The 17,392-nt window shown below is 59.4% G+C and carries 14 protein-coding genes and 1 pseudogene; 9 read left to right on the top strand and 6 right to left on the bottom strand.

All coding sequences use genetic code 11. From position 1 onward, the window contains the following. Window positions 1-115: 115 nt before the first annotated feature. The gene (locus tag H7698_RS14985) at window positions 116-1,027 is read right to left on the bottom strand and encodes a LysR family transcriptional regulator (RefSeq protein WP_194691911.1); all 912 of its coding nucleotides are present in this window, start codon (window positions 1,025-1,027) and stop codon (window positions 116-118) included. Between the two features lie 242 nt (window positions 1,028-1,269). Here H7698_RS14985 and H7698_RS14980 point away from each other — a divergent pair, with 242 nt between their 5' ends. Next, entirely contained in the window at window positions 1,270-1,869 is a 600-nt protein-coding gene (locus H7698_RS14980) for an MliC family protein (RefSeq protein WP_194691910.1), read from the top strand. A 313-nt stretch (window positions 1,870-2,182) separates the two neighbouring features. Here the strand turns inward: H7698_RS14980 and H7698_RS14975 are convergent, their stop codons facing one another. Beyond that, window positions 2,183-3,328 carry an acyltransferase family protein gene (locus H7698_RS14975; RefSeq protein WP_194691909.1) on the bottom strand — a complete coding sequence of 382 codons (1,146 nt, stop codon included), beginning with the start codon at window positions 3,326-3,328 and terminating at the stop codon, window positions 2,183-2,185. A 483-nt stretch (window positions 3,329-3,811) separates the two neighbouring features. Between H7698_RS14975 and H7698_RS14970 the strand changes: the two genes are divergently transcribed. Then, window positions 3,812-5,722 (top strand): hypothetical protein, encoded by a 1,911-nt coding sequence (locus H7698_RS14970; RefSeq protein ID WP_194691908.1) that lies wholly within the window; start codon window positions 3,812-3,814, stop codon window positions 5,720-5,722. Window positions 5,723-5,869: 147 nt separating this feature from the next. Further along, a complete protein-coding gene (yghU, locus tag H7698_RS14965; RefSeq protein ID WP_194691907.1) occupies window positions 5,870-6,718 on the top strand; it encodes a glutathione-dependent disulfide-bond oxidoreductase in 849 nt (282 codons plus the stop codon). A gap of 29 nt (window positions 6,719-6,747) precedes the next feature. On the opposite strand, the gene H7698_RS14960 is transcribed toward yghU, so the two are convergent. After that, window positions 6,748-9,654, bottom strand: a complete 2,907-nt coding sequence (locus H7698_RS14960) for an EAL domain-containing protein (protein ID WP_194691906.1) — start codon at window positions 9,652-9,654, stop codon at window positions 6,748-6,750. Between the two features lie 346 nt (window positions 9,655-10,000). Between H7698_RS14960 and H7698_RS14955 the strand changes: the two genes are divergently transcribed. Next, window positions 10,001-11,044, top strand: coding sequence for an alpha/beta hydrolase family protein (locus tag H7698_RS14955; protein WP_194691905.1), 1,044 nt, complete (start codon window positions 10,001-10,003; stop codon window positions 11,042-11,044). A gap of 27 nt (window positions 11,045-11,071) precedes the next feature. Here H7698_RS14955 and H7698_RS14950 read toward each other — a convergent pair whose 3' ends face one another. Next, window positions 11,072-11,398, bottom strand: coding sequence for a DUF2834 domain-containing protein (locus H7698_RS14950; protein ID WP_194691904.1), 327 nt, complete (start codon window positions 11,396-11,398; stop codon window positions 11,072-11,074). 118 nt (window positions 11,399-11,516) lie between these two features. Here H7698_RS14950 and H7698_RS14945 point away from each other — a divergent pair, with 118 nt between their 5' ends. Next, window positions 11,517-12,332: a helix-turn-helix domain-containing protein gene (locus H7698_RS14945; protein WP_194691903.1), complete on the top strand. Its 816-nt coding sequence runs from the start codon at window positions 11,517-11,519 to the stop codon at window positions 12,330-12,332. 164 nt (window positions 12,333-12,496) lie between these two features. Further along, complete coding sequence (locus tag H7698_RS14940; protein ID WP_194691902.1) at window positions 12,497-12,757, top strand: hypothetical protein; 261 nt, start codon at window positions 12,497-12,499, stop codon at window positions 12,755-12,757. A gap of 3 nt (window positions 12,758-12,760) precedes the next feature. On the opposite strand, the pseudogene H7698_RS14935 reads toward H7698_RS14940, so the two are convergent. Next, window positions 12,761-13,333 (bottom strand): annotated as a pseudogene (locus H7698_RS14935) (LysR substrate-binding domain-containing protein); the annotation flags it as partial. Window positions 13,334-13,350: 17 nt separating this feature from the next. On the opposite strand from H7698_RS14935, the gene H7698_RS14930 reads away from it, so the two are divergent. Further along, window positions 13,351-13,755 carry a (R)-mandelonitrile lyase gene (locus H7698_RS14930; protein WP_194691901.1) on the top strand — a complete coding sequence of 135 codons (405 nt, stop codon included), beginning with the start codon at window positions 13,351-13,353 and terminating at the stop codon, window positions 13,753-13,755. A 67-nt stretch (window positions 13,756-13,822) separates the two neighbouring features. Here H7698_RS14930 and H7698_RS14925 read toward each other — a convergent pair whose 3' ends face one another. Continuing rightward, complete coding sequence (locus H7698_RS14925; protein ID WP_194691900.1) at window positions 13,823-14,629, bottom strand: lytic transglycosylase domain-containing protein; 807 nt, start codon at window positions 14,627-14,629, stop codon at window positions 13,823-13,825. Window positions 14,630-14,970: 341 nt separating this feature from the next. Between H7698_RS14925 and H7698_RS14920 the strand changes: the two genes are divergently transcribed. Together H7698_RS14920 and H7698_RS14915 are read left to right on the top strand one after the other, a co-directional pair. Continuing rightward, window positions 14,971-16,473: a DUF3300 domain-containing protein gene (locus H7698_RS14920; protein ID WP_194691899.1), complete on the top strand. Its 1,503-nt coding sequence runs from the start codon at window positions 14,971-14,973 to the stop codon at window positions 16,471-16,473. Window positions 16,474-16,499: 26 nt separating this feature from the next. After that, entirely contained in the window at window positions 16,500-17,387 is an 888-nt protein-coding gene (locus tag H7698_RS14915; RefSeq protein WP_194691898.1) for a DUF2950 domain-containing protein, read from the top strand. Window positions 17,388-17,392: the final 5 nt, after the last annotated feature.

Genomic DNA, 17,392 nt, shown 5'->3' with positions numbered 1-17,392 from the left:
CACGGGAGTAGGAACGCCCGTGTCCTCACCCTCGGATCGGGTGCTGCCAAACAGTAGTGCCAACGCTTATGTCCGTAAAATACTGTTTAAATCGCGAAACAAGACGCTGAACGTCTCAATGGGTCAGTGGCGCAAGAGTGCCTCGGACTGCCTCGATCAGCCGGTCCCGGATCGGCGAATCCTGATTCGCGTTCCACGCCATCAGCAGGTCCAAATGCAGCAGATCTTCGGGCGCATCCACGATGATGGGGCGGAAGACGACGTCTTCCTGCATTCCCGTCGCCAACGATGCGGGTATCAGGGCAATGCCGAACCCACTGGCGACTAACGCGATCAAGGTTTGCAACTGCCGTGCTTGTTGAACAATGTTTGGCAGGAACCCTGCGGCTTGGCAAAGACGGATAATTTGGTCGTGAAAGCCTTGCCCCAGCGGTCGGGGCGACGCCACGAAAGCCTCGTCCTTGAGTAACGCCAACTCGATGGACGCGTGGTCCTCAAGCCGATGTCCAGCCGGTAGCGCGACGACTATCGGCTCGCGCAGGATAGTCTCGAAGCGCAGATGGGGCGTGGTCGTCCCCGGTGTGCGCATGAAGCCGATATCAGCAGCGCCGCTCTCCAGCGCCTCCACCTGCTCGTGGGTCGTGGCCTCCTTCATGGTAAACGCTACCTCTGGGGACGCGAGGCGGAAGCCGCGTAACGCCCGCAGCAACGGGGCATAGGACACAATGTTGATGAATGTCATCGTGAGGTGGCCCTCGACTCCTTCGGCAACACGACGGGTTCGTGTCACGCCCTCATCGAGAGACTGAAGAATGCACCTGGCAGTCTCCAGAAATGATGTGCCGGCAGGGGTCAACAACACGCTGCGGTTTGTGCGCTCGAACAGCGGGGAACCGATCTCGCTCTCCAGCCGGCGAATGGCTTGACTCAGGGGCGGCTGAGCCATATGCAGACGCACCGCAGCCCGATTGAAGTGCAGTTCTTCGGCAACGGCAATGAACTGCTGTAGCAGGCGCGTTTCTATCATTGAAACCTCAGGTCTGGGCGGTGTCGTCGTGATGGGGTTTGATGACATCAGGATGAAGGAAGCGCTGACTCTTGAACGACCTTTCTCCGGACGCCCTTTTTTGCGCAGGGCATCCTCTCACGTAAGGCTATGGCCTCGACATTGCACATGCGCGGATGAGATCACCGGCGGAGGGAATTGCGCGAACCCTTGCTATGATTTCCGAGGGTCTCGTCTCGGGGTCAATTCAGGAGTTGTTGATTATGCGTTTTTTGAATCGCGTTTTGCTGGTCAGCGCGGGCGTATCGGCGTTGCTGGGCGCATCACTTGCTACGGCTCAGGATGGGCCATCGTTCAAGTGCAGCGAGAAAATGGCCAGTTCGGTGGAAGACCTGATCTGCAAAAACCCGGACCTTGCAGCGCAGGACCGAAAGCTGGCAGCCGCGTATGACGCCGCGCTGAAAAAGGCTGGCAATGGCGCCAAGACTCTCAAGGCCGAGCAGCGTGGGTGGATCAAGGGGCGTGATGAATGCTGGAAGTCCGACGACAAACAGGCCTGCGTTCGCGACAGCTACAGCCAGCGCATCGTCGAAGTACAAGCCGGTTACGGATTGGTTGCCGGCAAAGGCCCGATCACATTCGACTGCGGCGGTGACGGCACGATCAGCGCCACCTTCTACCAGACCGACCCCTCTTCGCTTATTGCCAGCTACAAAGGCCAGCGCTCATTGATGGTCGCGGTGCAATCGGGCAGCGGCGTGCACTACACCGGTCAGAACGAAAGTTTCTGGGAGCATCAGGGGGAAGCTCGGGTGACTTGGGGGTATGGCGCCAAGGAGATGACTTGCAAGAAGAACGTTTGAGGCGCCTGGCAGGGTTTGTTCAGAGGCAACTGACTTACTCGCAACATGGAATACCTTATTGAAAACCTTCAACACATAAGGGTGGAACAGGTGCAGGGAGCAACTGGCGTCGCCGATCAATCCCGGCAACCCGGGTAAGCGCACACCCGACAATCCATGCACCATTGCCGAGGCCGGCAGCGCGCCACGCCGCCGTGCGTGCGTAAATGGCGTAGCAGCCATGCCCAGAACGAACTCGGCGAGAATCTGCTGGGTGTAAAAATCTGGCCAGCAGCGCGTCAAAAACGCAGACAGCATCCGGTCAGCCCGACATTCAGTCGGCATCAGGTCTCAACAAAGGACTTGTTTGTGCAGGTTTGTTGGCAAGTGCTCGACCAAGGGCTTGCCCGGTCATTTCGACGTACCGGTAAGTAAACATCGACACCAACACTACTGATCCCACTGCCAACAGAGCGATGAGGTTGTTGAACAGCACATCACCCGTGTCCAGGTGGCGAGTCCCGTCAATCATCGGTGTCATGTTAACGCCGAGGACTTTGTTCGCTACCATGAACACCGACACGATGCAAAACAGGATGGCCGCGTGGGTCAAGTAAATGGAATACGACAACTTGCCTAGAAACGCGAAGGCCCGTCCCGCCAACACCCTTGACACCGCCCCGCCATCAAAGGCGAATATCACAACGACGACGCCGAACAACGGGCTGGCCACCAACGCCTTGCCCTCAAAATCGTTGGTCACGAACAACAGCACTACAGCTACCACCACGACTTCAAGCACTGTCAGCAACCAGACCTTGGCCCGGCCGGGATGGGGTAGTTTCAGGTACACGGTATACGCCAGGCTGCCAGTGAAAAAGTAGGCGAGGCCTCTAAGCGACTCAATCGTGAAGAAGTTATGGTCGGCATAGATCAGCGCCAGGGCCACGACGACTATCGTCGCCCACACCCATGTCCTGATGCCGAAGGCGATACTCAGGATCATGGCGAAGATCATATAGGTGTAGTACTCGATACTGATGCTCCACGACGGATAGTTGTACGACAGTGGATTAGTCCAGTGCGTCCAGGATTGCAGCAGCAGCGCATTAGGCAGAATTTCAGCCGGGTCAAACTTTCCAGAAAATGGCGTGTTGTTAAACTCCATACCTTGTTGGACAGCCATATATCGTCCGCACTCCAACAGTATGAAGACGCCCAACATGAAGAGGTGCAAGGGCAACAAGCGGAAGGTGCGCGTTATGAAGAATCTGCGAAAATTAAATTGCACGGAGTTTGCGTAGGCGTGCGCCAATACAAAGCCACTCAATACAAAAAAGAACGATACGAATACTTCGGCATGGCGAAACAACGACCACTCGGTAAAACTGTCGTTAACGCGTAAGTGATAGATCATCACTGAAACAGCCATCAACCCTCTGAAACTGTCCAGCGAATAGAATCGCTTCTCTGCGCGCATATCCAGGCTCCCTTACTTGCATAGGCGGCACGTCTTGGATCACCTGCGATGACTACTTCGCGGGGTCGGCGAGGGATTCGCCCGGCTTCACCCTGGTAACGTGCCACCCGTCCCCTGAATGACTGCAGCCCCCTCCACTATTGCACCGAAGGGTCTAACGCAATTTCTAAAAGATAAGACGACGTCTATCAAACCGCTGATCTGATATCACGTTAGCATCAGTCCTTGAAAGAGCAAGGCAGTTTTTCAGCGTGAAGATGAATGCACTATTGACGCAATTACGGCGTCAAAAAACCGCTAATGATATTGACCTCAATAGTCTTTTCACAACTACAGCTTTGCGCAACAAACGCACATAACTTTTCATTACCGTCCATCGTCGACCCGCGCTTTATTTTTCTCACGTTTGTTACATCGAGACTAATGTGTAGGGCGAATGCCGACGCTTTCGGAAATTGGGACAGACGCAATGGAAAGCACCGAATGAAATGCACCCTTATCGTATTGACGCTTGCGCTCAGCAGCTTGGCCCACGCCGCGCCCATGCGCTGGGGTGATATTCGCGACGGCAGCCTCTATCTGCAGCCAGGTGGCGACGACACGTTGCGCGTCAGTTGGGTACCTGCCTGGCAAACCGATGCCAATGAAGAACGAATCTACCTGCTGGATGCCGAGGGAGAGTTGCGCGGCGAGCGTTTTATCCCTGCCAGCGAAAGGCGCGGCGAGCAGACCTGGGCATTGCCCGCGAGCGCTGCCAGTTACCGCGTGGAAGTCCCGGGCTACAGCTTCAGGCGTTATCGCTTTGAGCACGACGACAAGACTGTCGCCCTGTTCGCACCGGCAAAGGTGCATTTCAGCGCCGAGACTGCCTCCAATGTCGAAGTCTATTTCAAGGTCCGCGCCGGTGAACAGGCGATACTCGCAGGCAAGTATTTCGGTGGTGTCAGTGGGTTGCGTGCCGTGCGTTTGGGCGATGGCAACAACGTCGAGCTGAAACTCAAACCCTACCAGGACTACCCGAAGTTCGACCAGATTGCCTTGCCTGTCAGCGATAGGGATCAAGACTGGCGCCTGCGCCTGCAAGGGAGTGGCAAGGCGGCGTTCTGGCTGGACGGCACCGCCAACCTGTTTGCCCAGCGGCCCCAACACCTGCAGCCGCTGCGCCAAAACAGCGGCCGTACCGAGCTCAATTTGCATCCCGAGGTGCTTGGCCCCACGCCGCGACTAGGTGTCGCCTTGCCTTACTTGCTGCCACCACCGGCAAGCCATGCCGCCCTCGACGCGCTCAAACCCCGTGCGGGTGGCTTTTACAGCGCCGTCGATATCATGGCCGCCAAGCCTCATTACGAAGAGGCCTTCAGACGTTTTTATCTGGAACGCGGTGGCATCGATATGGATATCACCTTGCTGGCGGGCAGTCGTCGCAAGGCCGACTTGAAGGCCAACAGCCAGAGCGCCGCCGGCCTTGACGCCTGGCTGGCGACAACCGTGGCCTTGGGTCGAGGCACTCACTACCTGTCGTTTGCCGACGAGCCCAACTACAACTACCCCGACTATGAGACCTACAAGCACTTCTTCGACGCCATGTATCGCCAGGTACGCGACTACCCGGGCGCACGCGAAGCGGGTGTGCGCATCGCCATGCCCGCCAGCTCGCGATTCGTCAATGGGCCGTTTACACCAGAAGGTGCGCAGCGCCGTGGCATCGATTGGGCCCGGCGCATGCTCAGTGAATCGGCACCGCAGATCGACGCCTTGGCCTGGCATGAGTGGATGATTCGCGACCTGCTGGCCACTCGGGTGTACCGAGACTCTGTGCGCCAGGCTGCGGAAGTCGTCGGCCTGCAATCCGATGGTCGGCCACGTAAGGCGCTGTTGCTGGACCAGACCAATATATCCAGTGGGTCAAGCGTAAGCCCCTACGAACAGGAAACACACTTCGCATCACTGTGGTGGGCCTCGGTGGCTATCAATTCAGCCCAGGACGGGCTGCTCGATATGCTCAATTGGTTTCAGGCCGCCGACGACCCGAACCACCTCAAAGGCATGATCCGCATGCCTGGGCCTGATCGCTTCGAGCTGAAGCCGGTAGGTCTGGCGCAACAATTCATCCAATCGCATTGGCTCGATCAGGTCCGGCGGATGGACAACAGCGCGTTCGAGGTCGATGCCCTGGCGATGGCCCGCGGCAACGAACGCACCGTGCTAGGCGTAAACAAGGGCGAGCGCTTGCAACGGATCAGCTTGCAGGGCGCAGGCACCGCCTGCCCGTCCCTCAGCCTTTTCGGCCCTGACAGCCGTAGTCGCGAAGCCGCTGTCGATTGCCGGGATGGACGCATTCGTTTTGATGTTCCGGGTGAAAGTATTTTCGCCTTGACGTGGCGTGCGTCGTAAACTGCGCAGCAGTCGTCAAACTGGACAGCCGGGTAGCGCTGAAGCGGAACGGTGCACAGTCTCATCGCAGGTGCGTGCAATCCCCCGCCACAGTTACGGTGTTCCACGATCCGTCAGTTACCGCAAGCAAGCTATGAGGTCCCTCTCTTGAGCAAAGCGCCCTACGTTCCTCCCAAGGTCTGGAAAAACGATGCCCCTTCTGGAGGTCAATTCGCCAGCATCAACCGGCCGACCGCAGGGCCGACCCATGACAAAACGCTGTCGATCGGCAAGCACCCGTTGCAGTTGTATTCACTGGCCACCCCCAATGGCGTGAAGGTCACCATCCTGCTTGAGGAGTTGCTGGCGCTCGGGCACACCGGCGCCGAGTACGATGCCTGGCTGATCCGCATCAATGAAGGCGACCAGTTCTCCAGCGGCTTTGTCGAGATCAACCCGAATTCGAAGATCCCGGCGCTGCTGGACCGCAGCGCAGAGCCGCCCATTCGCGTCTTCGAATCGGGATCGATCCTGCTTTACCTCGCGGAAAAATTCGACGCGTTCCTGCCCAAGGATCCCGCAGGTCGCACCGAAACCCTGAACTGGCTGTTCTGGCAGATGGGCGCGGCGCCTTACCTGGGCGGTGGGTTCGGGCATTTCTATGCTTATGCGCCGGAAAAGCTTGAGTACCCGATCGACCGCTTCACGATGGAGGCGAAGCGTCAGCTGGATGTCCTCGACCGTCGTCTAGGCGAAAGCGCCTACCTGGCCGGGGACAGCTATACCATTGCCGATATCGCAGTGTGGCCCTGGTACGGGCAGTTGGTGCGGGACAACGTGTACTCGGCGGCGGAGTTTCTATCCGCGCATCAATACACCCATGTGCAGCGCTGGGCAGAGGAAATCGCCAATCGGCCGGCGGTCATCCGTGGTCAGCGGGTCAACCGGACGTGGGGCGATGAGGCGAGCCAGGTGCCCGAGCGGCATCAGGCCGCTGATCTGGACCAGAGAACCTGATTCGTGTTTGCTCGGCAGCCCCACGAAGGTCAAACAGACACAGGGGCCGCCGGCAACATGACCAGCAATTCCTCCAACCCCATCGGCTTGGCGAAGTAATAACCCTGGGCTTGCGTGGCGCCCATTTCCCGTAGCAGGTCCAGGGTCGCTTGATCCTCGACGCCTTCGGCCACCACGCTGAGGTCCAGCGATTCGGCCATGCGCACAATCGCCCGGACGATCGCGCGACTGCGGGCGCTGGTGGTCAGTTCGAGGATGAACGACTTGTCGATTTTCAAGCCGCTGAAACGGTATTGATGCACATAGCTCAGGGATGAAAACCCTGCACCGAAGTCATCGAGCACCACCGACATGCCGTTGTCGGCCAATTGCTGCATGGTCAGTCGGGCGATGGTCGGTTCCGCCACCAGTGCGCCTTCGGTCAACTCCAGACAGATGCGCGAAGGTTCAACTTGATGCCTGGCCAACAGTGCCAGGACATCACTGGCAAAATCCGGGCGGGTCATGCTGTAGCTGGAGCAATTGACGTGCACCGCAGGCCAGTTGGCGTGTTCGGGTTGGGCGAGTATCGCTGCAATGCTGTTGAGCATGTACAGGTCCAGTCGACCAATCAGGCGCAGGCCCTCGACATCCGGTAGAAAGTCGCCCGGGGCGATTACCCTGCCCCCCGGTTGATGCCAGCGAATCAGCGCTTCAAGGGCCAGCAGCTCGCCGGTTTCAACGCTGACTATTGGCTGGAAATACGGCAGCAATTCGTCCGTGCGTTTGAGCGCGTTGCGCAAGGCCCCTTCCCGCTCGACCTGGTCCGAGACTTCACGGCGCACTTCCTGATTGAACACGGCATAGCTGTCGCGCCCGGCACTCTTGACCCGGTACATCGCCGCATCGGCATCGCGCAGCAAATCGGCCGGCTCGTGATGAAACTGACTGTCGGCGCTGACAATACCGATGCTGCACGACGAAAAAACTTCGTGGCCATTGATGAAGAACGGCAGGTCAAACGCCACCAGAATGCGTTCGGCAATTTCGATCACCACGTCCAGCGGAGCCTCCGGCGCGAGCACCGAGAATTCATCGCCGCCCAGACGCGCCAGCAGGTCGGTCTCGCGCAAGCAACCGCGCAAACGGTGCGCCGCCTGCATCAACAGCAGGTCGCCAAAATGATGGCCGAGGCTGTCGTTGACCAACTTGAAACGGTCGAGGTCGATGAACATTACTGCCAGGTGCCCACCTTCGCTGCCAAACCGCGACCAGGCGAGGCTGAGTCGCTGTTGCAGGCAGGTACGATTCGGCAGCCCGGTCAACGCGTCGTGAGAGTTTTCATGCTGCAGCTTGGCATTGGCGTGATCGAGCTCGCGGGTTCGGTTCTGCACCCGGGCTTCGAGCTTGAGGTTGGCGGCGTGGATCGCTTCGGCGGCCGTACGACGCGACAACGCGGTATCAATGTGCCGCGACACGAACGTCAGCAGTTCCTGATCACGCAGGGTATAGCGCACCTGCGAGGTATAGCTTTGCACCGCGAGCACGCCCCGCACCACGTCGCCGTCGAACAAGGGAATGCCCAGCCAGGAATAGGAGCGGACGTACTCATCGGCCAGGTCCGCTTCACCGCTGATCGACAGGCGCTCAGCCTCGGTGGAGTCAATCAGGCAAGGTCGGCGCTGACGAATAACGTATTCGGTCAGGCCCCGACGCCCTCGGCGTGCAGCCGGGCAGGTGGTTTGCCGCTCATCGACGTAGTACGGGAAGGTCACTTCGGTGGTCGCGTCGTCGAACAGCGCAATGTAGAAGTTCTGGGCGAACAGCAGATCACCGACGATGCCATGCAAGGCCTGGAACAATTCGGTCATGTCGCCGGGCCGGCTCGACAGTTCGGCAATCTGGAACAATGCGCTCTGCAGATGCTCGGCCCGCTCACGCTCGGCCACTTCCTGCCTCAGTTCGTCGTTCAGTGCCGAAAGCTCCAGGGTGCGACGCATGACCGTTGCTTCCAGGTCCTCCCGGTGCAGAATCCGGTCCAGCGCCATGGCCACGTGCCGGGCCACCACCAGGAACAGCGCGCGGTCTTCAGCGCTGTAGGTACGGGACACGTCGTAGACCTGCATGGCAAGCATGCCGAACACTTCATCGGAGGCATTTTTCAGCGGTGCGCCCATCCAGAACTCGGGACGATCACCCACGCAGTAGAAGCGGCCTTCGGTCTGCGCCGCGAGAATGCCCGCAGCATCGATCAGCAACGGCTGGCCAGTAGTCAGCACCTGGCCCGTCAACGACAAGTGCGAAACGTCCAGGTATTCATAGTGTTCGGCCTCCACGGCATCCACGTCGATGATGTCGACGTAATACGGGTAGTCGATCTTTCCGGAGTGCGGGTCATACAGCGCGAGATAGAAGTTCTCGGCATCGATCAGGCTGGCCAGCAGGCGGTGGACGCCCACCAGGAACACCGATCGATCACGGGTCGAACTGGCCAGGTAAGTGATTTCATAGAGGACACGCTGAGTGATCTGCGCGCGGGCAAGGGTGTTGGTCTGGACTTCGATGCCCAGCCGCTGAGCGAATTCGGCGAGCGCGGGGTCTGCCGCATCGTCGAGGGGTGCAAGCAACCAGCCGAGCACCGTTTCACCTTTACCGGTCGGCCAGCGGTGCAAGCGCCGGGTCTGGCAGAAAGCTTCAAACTCGTCATTCGCGACGATTGCCGGCCACGGCACCTGCGGATCACCCTGCCCGATCAAATGCAGTTGCTCACCGGCGCGGTACACCACCCAGGCGCGGGTGTGGAGGCCATTGCGCGCCGAGTCGAGCAATCGCTGGACCGTGTCATGTCCACTCGCCAGGGCCATGCCGACCGTATCCGAATTCCGTTTCAACTGAGACGCGTCAACGTCGTACGCGCTCGATTGCCGAGGAGCGTCTTGCAATGGACTAAAACTCATCAACGCTCCCTGAGCCAGAAAATGGCGATACCGCTTATGGATAGCAAGCAATGTGCCGGCACGCATTCCGTTTAAGGCTTATAACGGTTTTTTTCAATAGTTTTGTTTGCTTTAGTGGCAAGCCTCATTGATTAACGCGTCGGGCTGGCTACTATCTGTGTCGCCTAATGGTACAGATTGCCGACGATCAGTAATCCAAGCGCGATGTGTCCAGCGGCATCGTTTTCTGTCCGCAGGATTTGCCGATACACTTCGCCGGCTTTCGAACCCTGCGTTCGAGATAGCCATTCGCATGACGGTGGTCTCGGGCATTGATGAGTCAGTTCAATCAAGGAAGATAAAAATAATGAAGAAAGCTCTCGGCGCCCTGTTGCTCGTCTGCCTCAGTTCTAGCGTGCTTGCCGACGAAAACCTCGTCGGCTTCCGCGCTTCTACGCTGGCAGATGCACACACTGACAGGCCACTTGAAATGGTCGTCTGGTATCCCAGTCCAACGACCTCGCCACCGCAGTTGATTTCCGACAATCCAGTATTTTTCGGCGCCCTCGCCGTTCAAGACGCCCCCCCGGCCACCGGCGAGCATCCTTTGGTGGTGCTCTCTCACGGTGTCTGGGGCAATTGGGGTAATCAGGTGTGGTTGGCCAGCGCACTCGCTCATAAGGGTTACATCGTGGCGGCAGTCAACCACCCCGGCACCACCAGCAAGGACCGCAGTCCTGAAGCCGCGGCGCAGTTATGGTTGCGACCCGCTGACCTGAGCCGTGCCATCGACGCGGTTACCGCACAGCCGGAAAAATTTGGCGTGGTCGCGCAGCGCCGAATTGCCGTAGTGGGCCATTCACTCGGTGGCTGGACTGCCCTGGAAATCGCGGGTGCACGTTTCGACCCGGACCTTTTCACTCAGGATTGCGGCGCTCATCCGACATTGGCCCCTTGCGCGGTCTACGAAAAAATAAACCCTGCCAGCTCCCCGGCATCGAAGACCCGACTGGCCGCGGACTTGAGCGATAAACGCGTCAGCGCCATCGTTTCACTAGACATTGGCCTGTCACGCGGGATGACGGACGAAAGCCTGGCAGCGCTACCGGTACCGACCCTGGTGATTGCAGCGGGTGTGCCGTCTGAAGACCTTCCCGCTCATCTGGAGTCCGCCAACCTGGCCAAACGCTTGCCCCATGCGTCGACGCGCTACGTCGAAATCAGCGACGCCACCCACTTCAGTTTTATGTCGATCTGCAAACCTGGCGCGGTGGCGTTGATCGAAGAATCGTCGCCGGGCGATGGCATGATTTGCCGGGATGGCGACGGCGCTCGTCCACGAGACGTGATCCAGCAGCAGACGATCACGCTGATCACCGAATTCCTGGCTCAGCCCCTCGCAGCGAAGTAACCGGACGATCTGATCACAAGCTCCCCATCAAGGATTGCCCACCGGCCGAGGTTGGCGCGGCAATCCATTGATCACGATGTAGAGCAACGGTCCGATTGACACGAAGATCGCCGTGAGCAGGAAGTACGGCAGCACCGAGACCAGCGATCGTCCTTTCGAACGTGCGTCCCGGTACATCCAGACGCAGGCCAAGCAGGCGAGCACATAGAGATCGATGACGACCTGCGCGGTGTCCGGGCTCGACATGAGCGCAAGGCCGAATTCGATAAGCGACTGCTCGGCGTGCCAGAGCGTCCATGCCGTGTAGAGGGAAAACACCAGCAAGGTGATGAGCGCGAGATAAGGTTTTTTCATGGCGTCCTTTGCAAACAAGCGGGGTGATGGGCACAAGCAAGTTAGTGCTATCGTCGCCCCAACCTCAATGACCTGACAGGTCATGGACGCCAACAATCCGCACTGCCAGAGTCAACCCATGAGCACTCGCCCCTTTCCCCGCACGACACCCCCGACAACCGCCGGCGCGCAACTGCGCCAGCTACGCCAACAGGCCCGGTTGAGCCAGCTCGACCTCGCCCTGATCACCGGGATTTCCCAACGCCATTTGAGTTGTATTGAAACGGGCCGCGCCAAACCGAGCCCCGGCACGTTGCACAATTTGCTGACGGGTCTGGACGCCCCCCTGGATCAGTGCAACAGCGTGTTTCTGGCATCGGGTTACGCCCCTCGCTACGAAGCGACGGCACTCACCTCCCCCTCGATGGACGCGGTCAGAGGGGCGATCACTCACGTGCTTCACGCGAATAATCCCGCGCCGGCGATTGTGCTGGGCAGCCACTGGGAAGTCCTCGCCGCCAACGCCAGTACCGCTGTACTGTTCGGGTTGGTGGGACTGCCGGTCGACGCGACAGAGGAACTGAACCTTCTCGTCACCCTGCTGCAGCCTGGAGGCTTGGGAGATCATCTGATCAACGCCGAAGAAATCAGAACCGTCGCCTGGCAGCGCGCTTCCCGTGAGGCGTTGGTCAACCCTGGGCTGGCCAGCATCCTGGAAAGTCTGCCCGCCCCAGCCAGCCCTCCCCTCATGACCAGCGAACTCCCCCCGCTGATGCTGACCCGGATCACCTCCACTCAGGGCGAGCTGAACTTCCTGTCCACCTTCACGACGTTCGGCATGCCCCAGGACATCACCGTGACCTCATTGCGCATCGAGCACCTGATTCCCGCCGATCCCAGGACCTGGGAGGTAATGACCAACGCTTACGAGCAATCACTGTGCAACGAGAGGTGAAATTCGGGTGATGAACGGGTCCTGCCGGCCAGCGACGATGGACCCAAAGCAGCCATGAATTGAACGACGGAAAATGACAGCTAAGCTTCCTTCTATTGCCAGGCTTGCTCAGCAGATCGCGCCTCGCTTTGTCAGCTTTTCACGCCCGTCTCGGAGGGGAGTCAATGAAACGCCTTGTATTGCTCATCGCGATCTCTTTGCTGACCACGGCTTGCCAGAGCAACAACGACGGCATCACCCGGCTTGATAACTGTGCCTGCTATAAATCGCCGGAAAACCAACACCTGCAAGCTTCGCAGATAGCCTGGAAAGACCCCGACACCTTGCAAAAACAATTCTCGCATTGTGTCTGCCGCGCCTTGATTGACCTGAAGGAGGCCGATGATCCCGGTAAGTTTTTCGTGCCGGGTACCCAGATCAAATAACGTCTATTGCTTGTAACGCAACGCATCCACCAGCAACGCAAACGCAGGTGACGACTGACGTCGACTCGGATAATAGAGGTGGAAACCGGAAAACCATGGCGACCAGTCTTCCAGCACCTGTATCAGGCGCCCGGAACCGAGGTGAGGCGCGACCACGTCATGGGGGACATAGCTCAACCCGAAACCATCCAGCGCTGCTGCCAACAGCTGATAAACGCCGTTGTAGGTCACCTGGCCTGACACACGGACCTTGAGACGCTCGCCATCCTTGGCGAATTCCCAGGCATACAGACCGCCGTTGGTAGGCAAGCGCAGGTTATTGCACAAGTGATCGGTCAGCGCCCGAGGCGTCTTGGGTAATTCGCGGTTGGCGAAGTAGTCTGGGGATCCAACCACCGACATGCGCATATCCGGCCCGATACGCGTGGCAATCATGCCGTCCGCCACGTCCTCGCCCAACCTGACCCCGGCATCAAAGCCCTGTGCGGCGATGTCGACGAAGCTGTAATCGCAGCAGACTTCCACCGAGATGTCGGGGTATTTGGGAAGGAAGTCTTTGAGCACGTGCCGAATGAGCAGAAGGAGAAAAATCCATGCTCATCGTTCATCCCAATGGATCGCAGCCCTCTGCCGTTGGGCCCGCTGATTACTTTACCGGCACTGTGCGTGTCGACGCGCCGTTCAAGGGAACGGAAGAGGCGCGGGTCAGTGGCGCCACCGTGACCTTTGAACCCGGCGCCCGCACGGCCTGGCACACGCACCCGTTAGGACAAACCTTGATCGTCACGGCGGGATCCGGGCTGGTGCAAGCACTGGGGCAACCGGTTCGCTCCATCAAACCGGGCGACACGGTGTGGATTCCACCGCATGTCAAACACTGGCATGGCGCGACCGCCACCACTGCCATGACGCATATCGCCATCGCCGAAGTACTGGACGGCAAGGTGGTCGACTGGATGGAACAGGTCAGCGACGAACAATACGCCGAAGGGTTTTGATTGAAGTCCACACGCCTCAATAAGACGCCTGGTTTATGAAGTCAAACGTTGGCGAGGCGGGCTTGAACTAGCGATGGTTGCGGTAGAGTTCGGTCAAGGACTGCACCCGGGTGACGTAGGATCGCGTCTCGTCATAGGGAGGCACCCCGTTGTACTCGATTACCGTGGCTTCGCCAGCGTTGTACCCTGCCAATGCCAGCATCTGGTTACCGTTGAAGCGCTTGAGCAGCCAGGCCAGGTAACGCACGCCGCCACGAATGTTCTGTCGTGCGTCGAACGGATCATTCACCGCGAAACGCTCGGCGGTGGCGGGCATCAACTGCATCAGCCCCTGGGCGCCCGCGACGGAAATGGCGTTGGGGCGAAACGCCGATTCGGCATGTATCACTGCGCGGACGAGCGCCTTGTCGACACCATAATCACCCGAAGCAGCTTCGATCTCGCGCCGATAGGACTGGGTGTCCAGGCTCAGTGAGGCGACCTTGAAATCCTTCGGCGCCATGCACAGATAGCAGTCCTTGATGTAATACAGTTCAAGGACGTCGACCCGTGCGGAGATCCCGACAGGGCGCCGGCTCACGTATTGGCGAACCCCCTTGTGCATGAAGGTGAACACCCGAATCCGCACCGCACCGGGGTCGTCGTTCCGCACAACCCGTGGCAGTGCTTTTGCATTGGCGCCTGCACCGGCGCCCGGCATGCCATTCACGCGCGTGCAGCGGGCGCTGGCGATGGCCTGGCTGGTGTAGCTGATGGTTCCGTCTTTGCCCTGGCACTTGAACATGGCGCTGGCGCACAGTGGAGCGACCAGCAAGGTCAGTCCGATGCAACCAAGAAGGCGCTTGCGAGCGCATCGCCATGCTTTGGAACTCATCACGTCACTCCGCGCCGCGGGTGCCTATCAGGCCGGGGGGCGTCTGCTCGGGCGCTGCCTTTGGAGGGCCGATTGCGGGTGACCCGGCGTTTGTTCTGATAGTTATAGCCCTTGTAACCGGCGTTGGAACTTGCGATGACGTACGGGCTGCCGGCGCTCCCAGGCTTCGTCGAATCTCGATGACTCCGGACGAACGTAGCACCGAATAACTGGCAAAAATCACAGCTTTGCTACCATTACCAAGCGGCATCGGGACCGAGGGCTTTGGCTAGCCAGTCAGTCTCCTCCTGCCGGGCATTGATCTGCTCATTTCGAGCCTGCCTGACCTCATAGGGGGTGCAATGCGCATTCCAGTACTGTACGCGTTGTCAGCTGTATTGTTGTTGAGCGGATCTGCCTCCCTGGCTCAGTCGGCGCAAGAGCCCTCCCCGGCCCCGGCCGCCGCTGCCAATCCAGCGCCCGTCGCCGCAGTGGCCAAAGATCCAGTATTTACCCAGGAGCAGCTGGATCAGATGCTGGCGCCCATTGCGCTTTACCCCGACCCGTTGCTGGCACAGGTGCTGATGGCCAGCACCTACCCCGGTGAAATCACCGACGCGGTGGGCTGGTCCAAAGCTCACCCTGACGCCAAGGGCGACGATGCGGTCAAACAAGTGGCGAGCCAGCCTTGGGACCCGAGCGTGCAAGCGCTGGTCGCGTTCCCGCAGGTCCTGGCAACGCTGGGACAGGATCCCGTCTGGGTACAACGCCTGGGTGATGCTTTCCTGGCGCAACCTGACGACCTCATGGACGGCGTTCAGCGTTTACGTCGCCAGGCGCAAGCCGCTGGCAACCTGCAGAGCAACCAATATCAGAACGTGACGGTTCAGAACATTGCACCACCGGCACCTGCAACTGCCCCCGCACCGGCTCCGAAGGCCGCAGCACCCGAAGCTGCCCCAGCGCCCGCGCCTGCCACGATCATCATTCAGCCCGCCGACCCGCAAGTGGTGTACGTACCCACCTATAACCCGACCACCGCTTACGGTACGTGGGCCTACCCGGCCTCACCTCCCGCGTACTATCCCCCTCCTCCCGCTTATTACCCGGGTCAGGCATTGGTGGCCGGGCTGGCATTCGGGACCGGCGTGGCAATCGTCGGCGCCTTGTGGGGCGAATGCGACTGGGGCAACAACGACGTCGACATAGACGTTAATCGCTACAACAACATCAATCGCAACAACCAGATCACCAACAACCAGAACAAATGGCAGCACAACCCGGTTCATCGCAATGGCGTGCCCTATCGTGACGGCAAAAGTCGCGAACAGTACGGCCGGCAACTGAACGGGGCTAATCAGCGTGAGGCCTACCGAGGGGACAATGCCCAACGTGCCCAGGCGCGTGAAAATGCCCGCAACTCCATGGACAAGCACGGTATCGAGCGCCCAGCCACCAGCAACCGCGAAGCCCGGGATCAAACGCGTAAAGCCCAGGCCCAGACCAACGATCGCAATCGGGCGCAAGCCGGTGCCGATAGACCCAGGACAGTGGACCGAGGCCAGGGCACCCCTGCCAGAAATACTCGTGAGAATCAGCAGCCCCGCACCGCTCAGGCGAATCAGCGTTCAGAAAGAACCCCGCAGACGCGCCAGGCGAACAACAATCGCCCGGCCGCCAGCACGGGCAGTGCCCGCAACAATGCATTTGCCGGCGCACGGACACCGTCACAGGCCAACGCCCAAGTTAATCGTGGTCGGGCCAGTCAGGCCTCAGCCCAACGCCAAACGGCCTCTCGACCATCGGGTCACCAGATCAGTCGGCCTTCAAGTCCGCCAGCGCGTTCGCGGGGGGGCCGTCGGTGAACAATTATCCTGGAGTGAAAATAAGCATGGGCGTGCTCCCTACGGTCATCGCGATAGCGGCCGGTTTGCTGTGGTCGTGCGTTGCAGCGGCGCAGCAGGCATTTCCAACGCCGGAAGCGGCTGCGCAAGCGTTCGTTGAAGCCCTGGGGACAGAGCACGCAGACAAGGCGCGCCTGACCGAGTTGCTGGGGGAGGAATGGCACAATTTCGTCCCGCGCGAAGGTGTGCAGCGAGAAGATGTGGATGCGTTCATCAAGCAATACAAGGAGCAACACCAGATCGAAAAAACCGGTGACAACAAAGCCCATCTGGCGGTCGGCAATGACCACTGGACGTTGCCAATACCCTTGGTAAAAGAGGCTTCCGGTTGGCGTTTCGACATGAAGGCCGGCAATGCCGAAATCCGCATACGTCGCATTGGTCGCAACGAAATTGCTGCGGTGCAATCGGTGCTGGCCTACCACGACGCCCAGATGGAATATGCCGCCGTTGATCGTGACGCAGACGGCGCGCTCGAATACGCGCAGAAAATCGTCAGCACCCCCGGCAAGCACGACGGACTGTATTGGGCGGATGACGACACGGACCAGATCAGCCCGTTAGGCCCCTCGTTCGGCAAAATCATTGAAGGCGAAGACTGGCATGGCTACCGCTTTCGTATCCTGGATGGCCAAGGCCCTTCGGCACCGGGTGGCGCCTACAGTTACCTGATCGGCGACAAGATGAGCCGGGGTTTTGCGCTGATTGCCTGGCCGGCGAAATACGATGACACCGGCGTCATGAGCTTCTTGATCAGCCATGAAGGCGAGGTGTTCGAGAAAGACCTGGGGCCCGATAGCGAAAAACTCGCGCAGGCGATGAAACGCTTTGATCCGGATGACAGCTGGAAGGTGGTTCCCGACGACCCGCAATAATCCAG

Origin of the sequence: Pseudomonas sp. p50(2008) (genome assembly GCF_015351605.1) — a bacterium.
Classification (GTDB): Bacteria; Pseudomonadota; Gammaproteobacteria; order Pseudomonadales; family Pseudomonadaceae; genus Aquipseudomonas.
The sequence above is the reverse complement of the archived record's forward strand: the minus strand, read 5'-3'. Positions and strand labels throughout refer to the sequence as shown.

Excerpts from the sequence above, each read along its gene's own strand:
- H7698_RS14975 (WP_194691909.1), bottom strand. The coding sequence starts at position 3,328 with ATGCGCGCAGAGAAGCGATTCTATTCGCTGGACAGTTTCAGAGGGTTG.
- H7698_RS14945 (WP_194691903.1), top strand. The coding sequence starts at position 11,517 with ATGAGCACTCGCCCCTTTCCCCGCACGACACCCCCGACAACCGCCGGC.
- H7698_RS14955 (WP_194691905.1), top strand. The coding sequence starts at position 10,001 with ATGAAGAAAGCTCTCGGCGCCCTGTTGCTCGTCTGCCTCAGTTCTAGC.
- H7698_RS14980 (WP_194691910.1), top strand. The coding sequence starts at position 1,270 with ATGCGTTTTTTGAATCGCGTTTTGCTGGTCAGCGCGGGCGTATCGGCG.
- H7698_RS14940 (WP_194691902.1), top strand. The coding sequence starts at position 12,497 with ATGAAACGCCTTGTATTGCTCATCGCGATCTCTTTGCTGACCACGGCT.
- H7698_RS14930 (WP_194691901.1), top strand. The coding sequence starts at position 13,351 with ATGCTCATCGTTCATCCCAATGGATCGCAGCCCTCTGCCGTTGGGCCC.
- H7698_RS14985 (WP_194691911.1), bottom strand. The coding sequence starts at position 1,027 with ATGATAGAAACGCGCCTGCTACAGCAGTTCATTGCCGTTGCCGAAGAA.
- H7698_RS14920 (WP_194691899.1), top strand. The coding sequence starts at position 14,971 with ATGCGCATTCCAGTACTGTACGCGTTGTCAGCTGTATTGTTGTTGAGC.
- H7698_RS14925 (WP_194691900.1), bottom strand. The coding sequence starts at position 14,629 with ATGAGTTCCAAAGCATGGCGATGCGCTCGCAAGCGCCTTCTTGGTTGC.
- H7698_RS14950 (WP_194691904.1), bottom strand. The coding sequence starts at position 11,398 with ATGAAAAAACCTTATCTCGCGCTCATCACCTTGCTGGTGTTTTCCCTC.
- H7698_RS14915 (WP_194691898.1), top strand. The coding sequence starts at position 16,500 with ATGGGCGTGCTCCCTACGGTCATCGCGATAGCGGCCGGTTTGCTGTGG.
- H7698_RS14960 (WP_194691906.1), bottom strand. The coding sequence starts at position 9,654 with ATGAGTTTTAGTCCATTGCAAGACGCTCCTCGGCAATCGAGCGCGTAC.
- H7698_RS14970 (WP_194691908.1), top strand. The coding sequence starts at position 3,812 with ATGAAATGCACCCTTATCGTATTGACGCTTGCGCTCAGCAGCTTGGCC.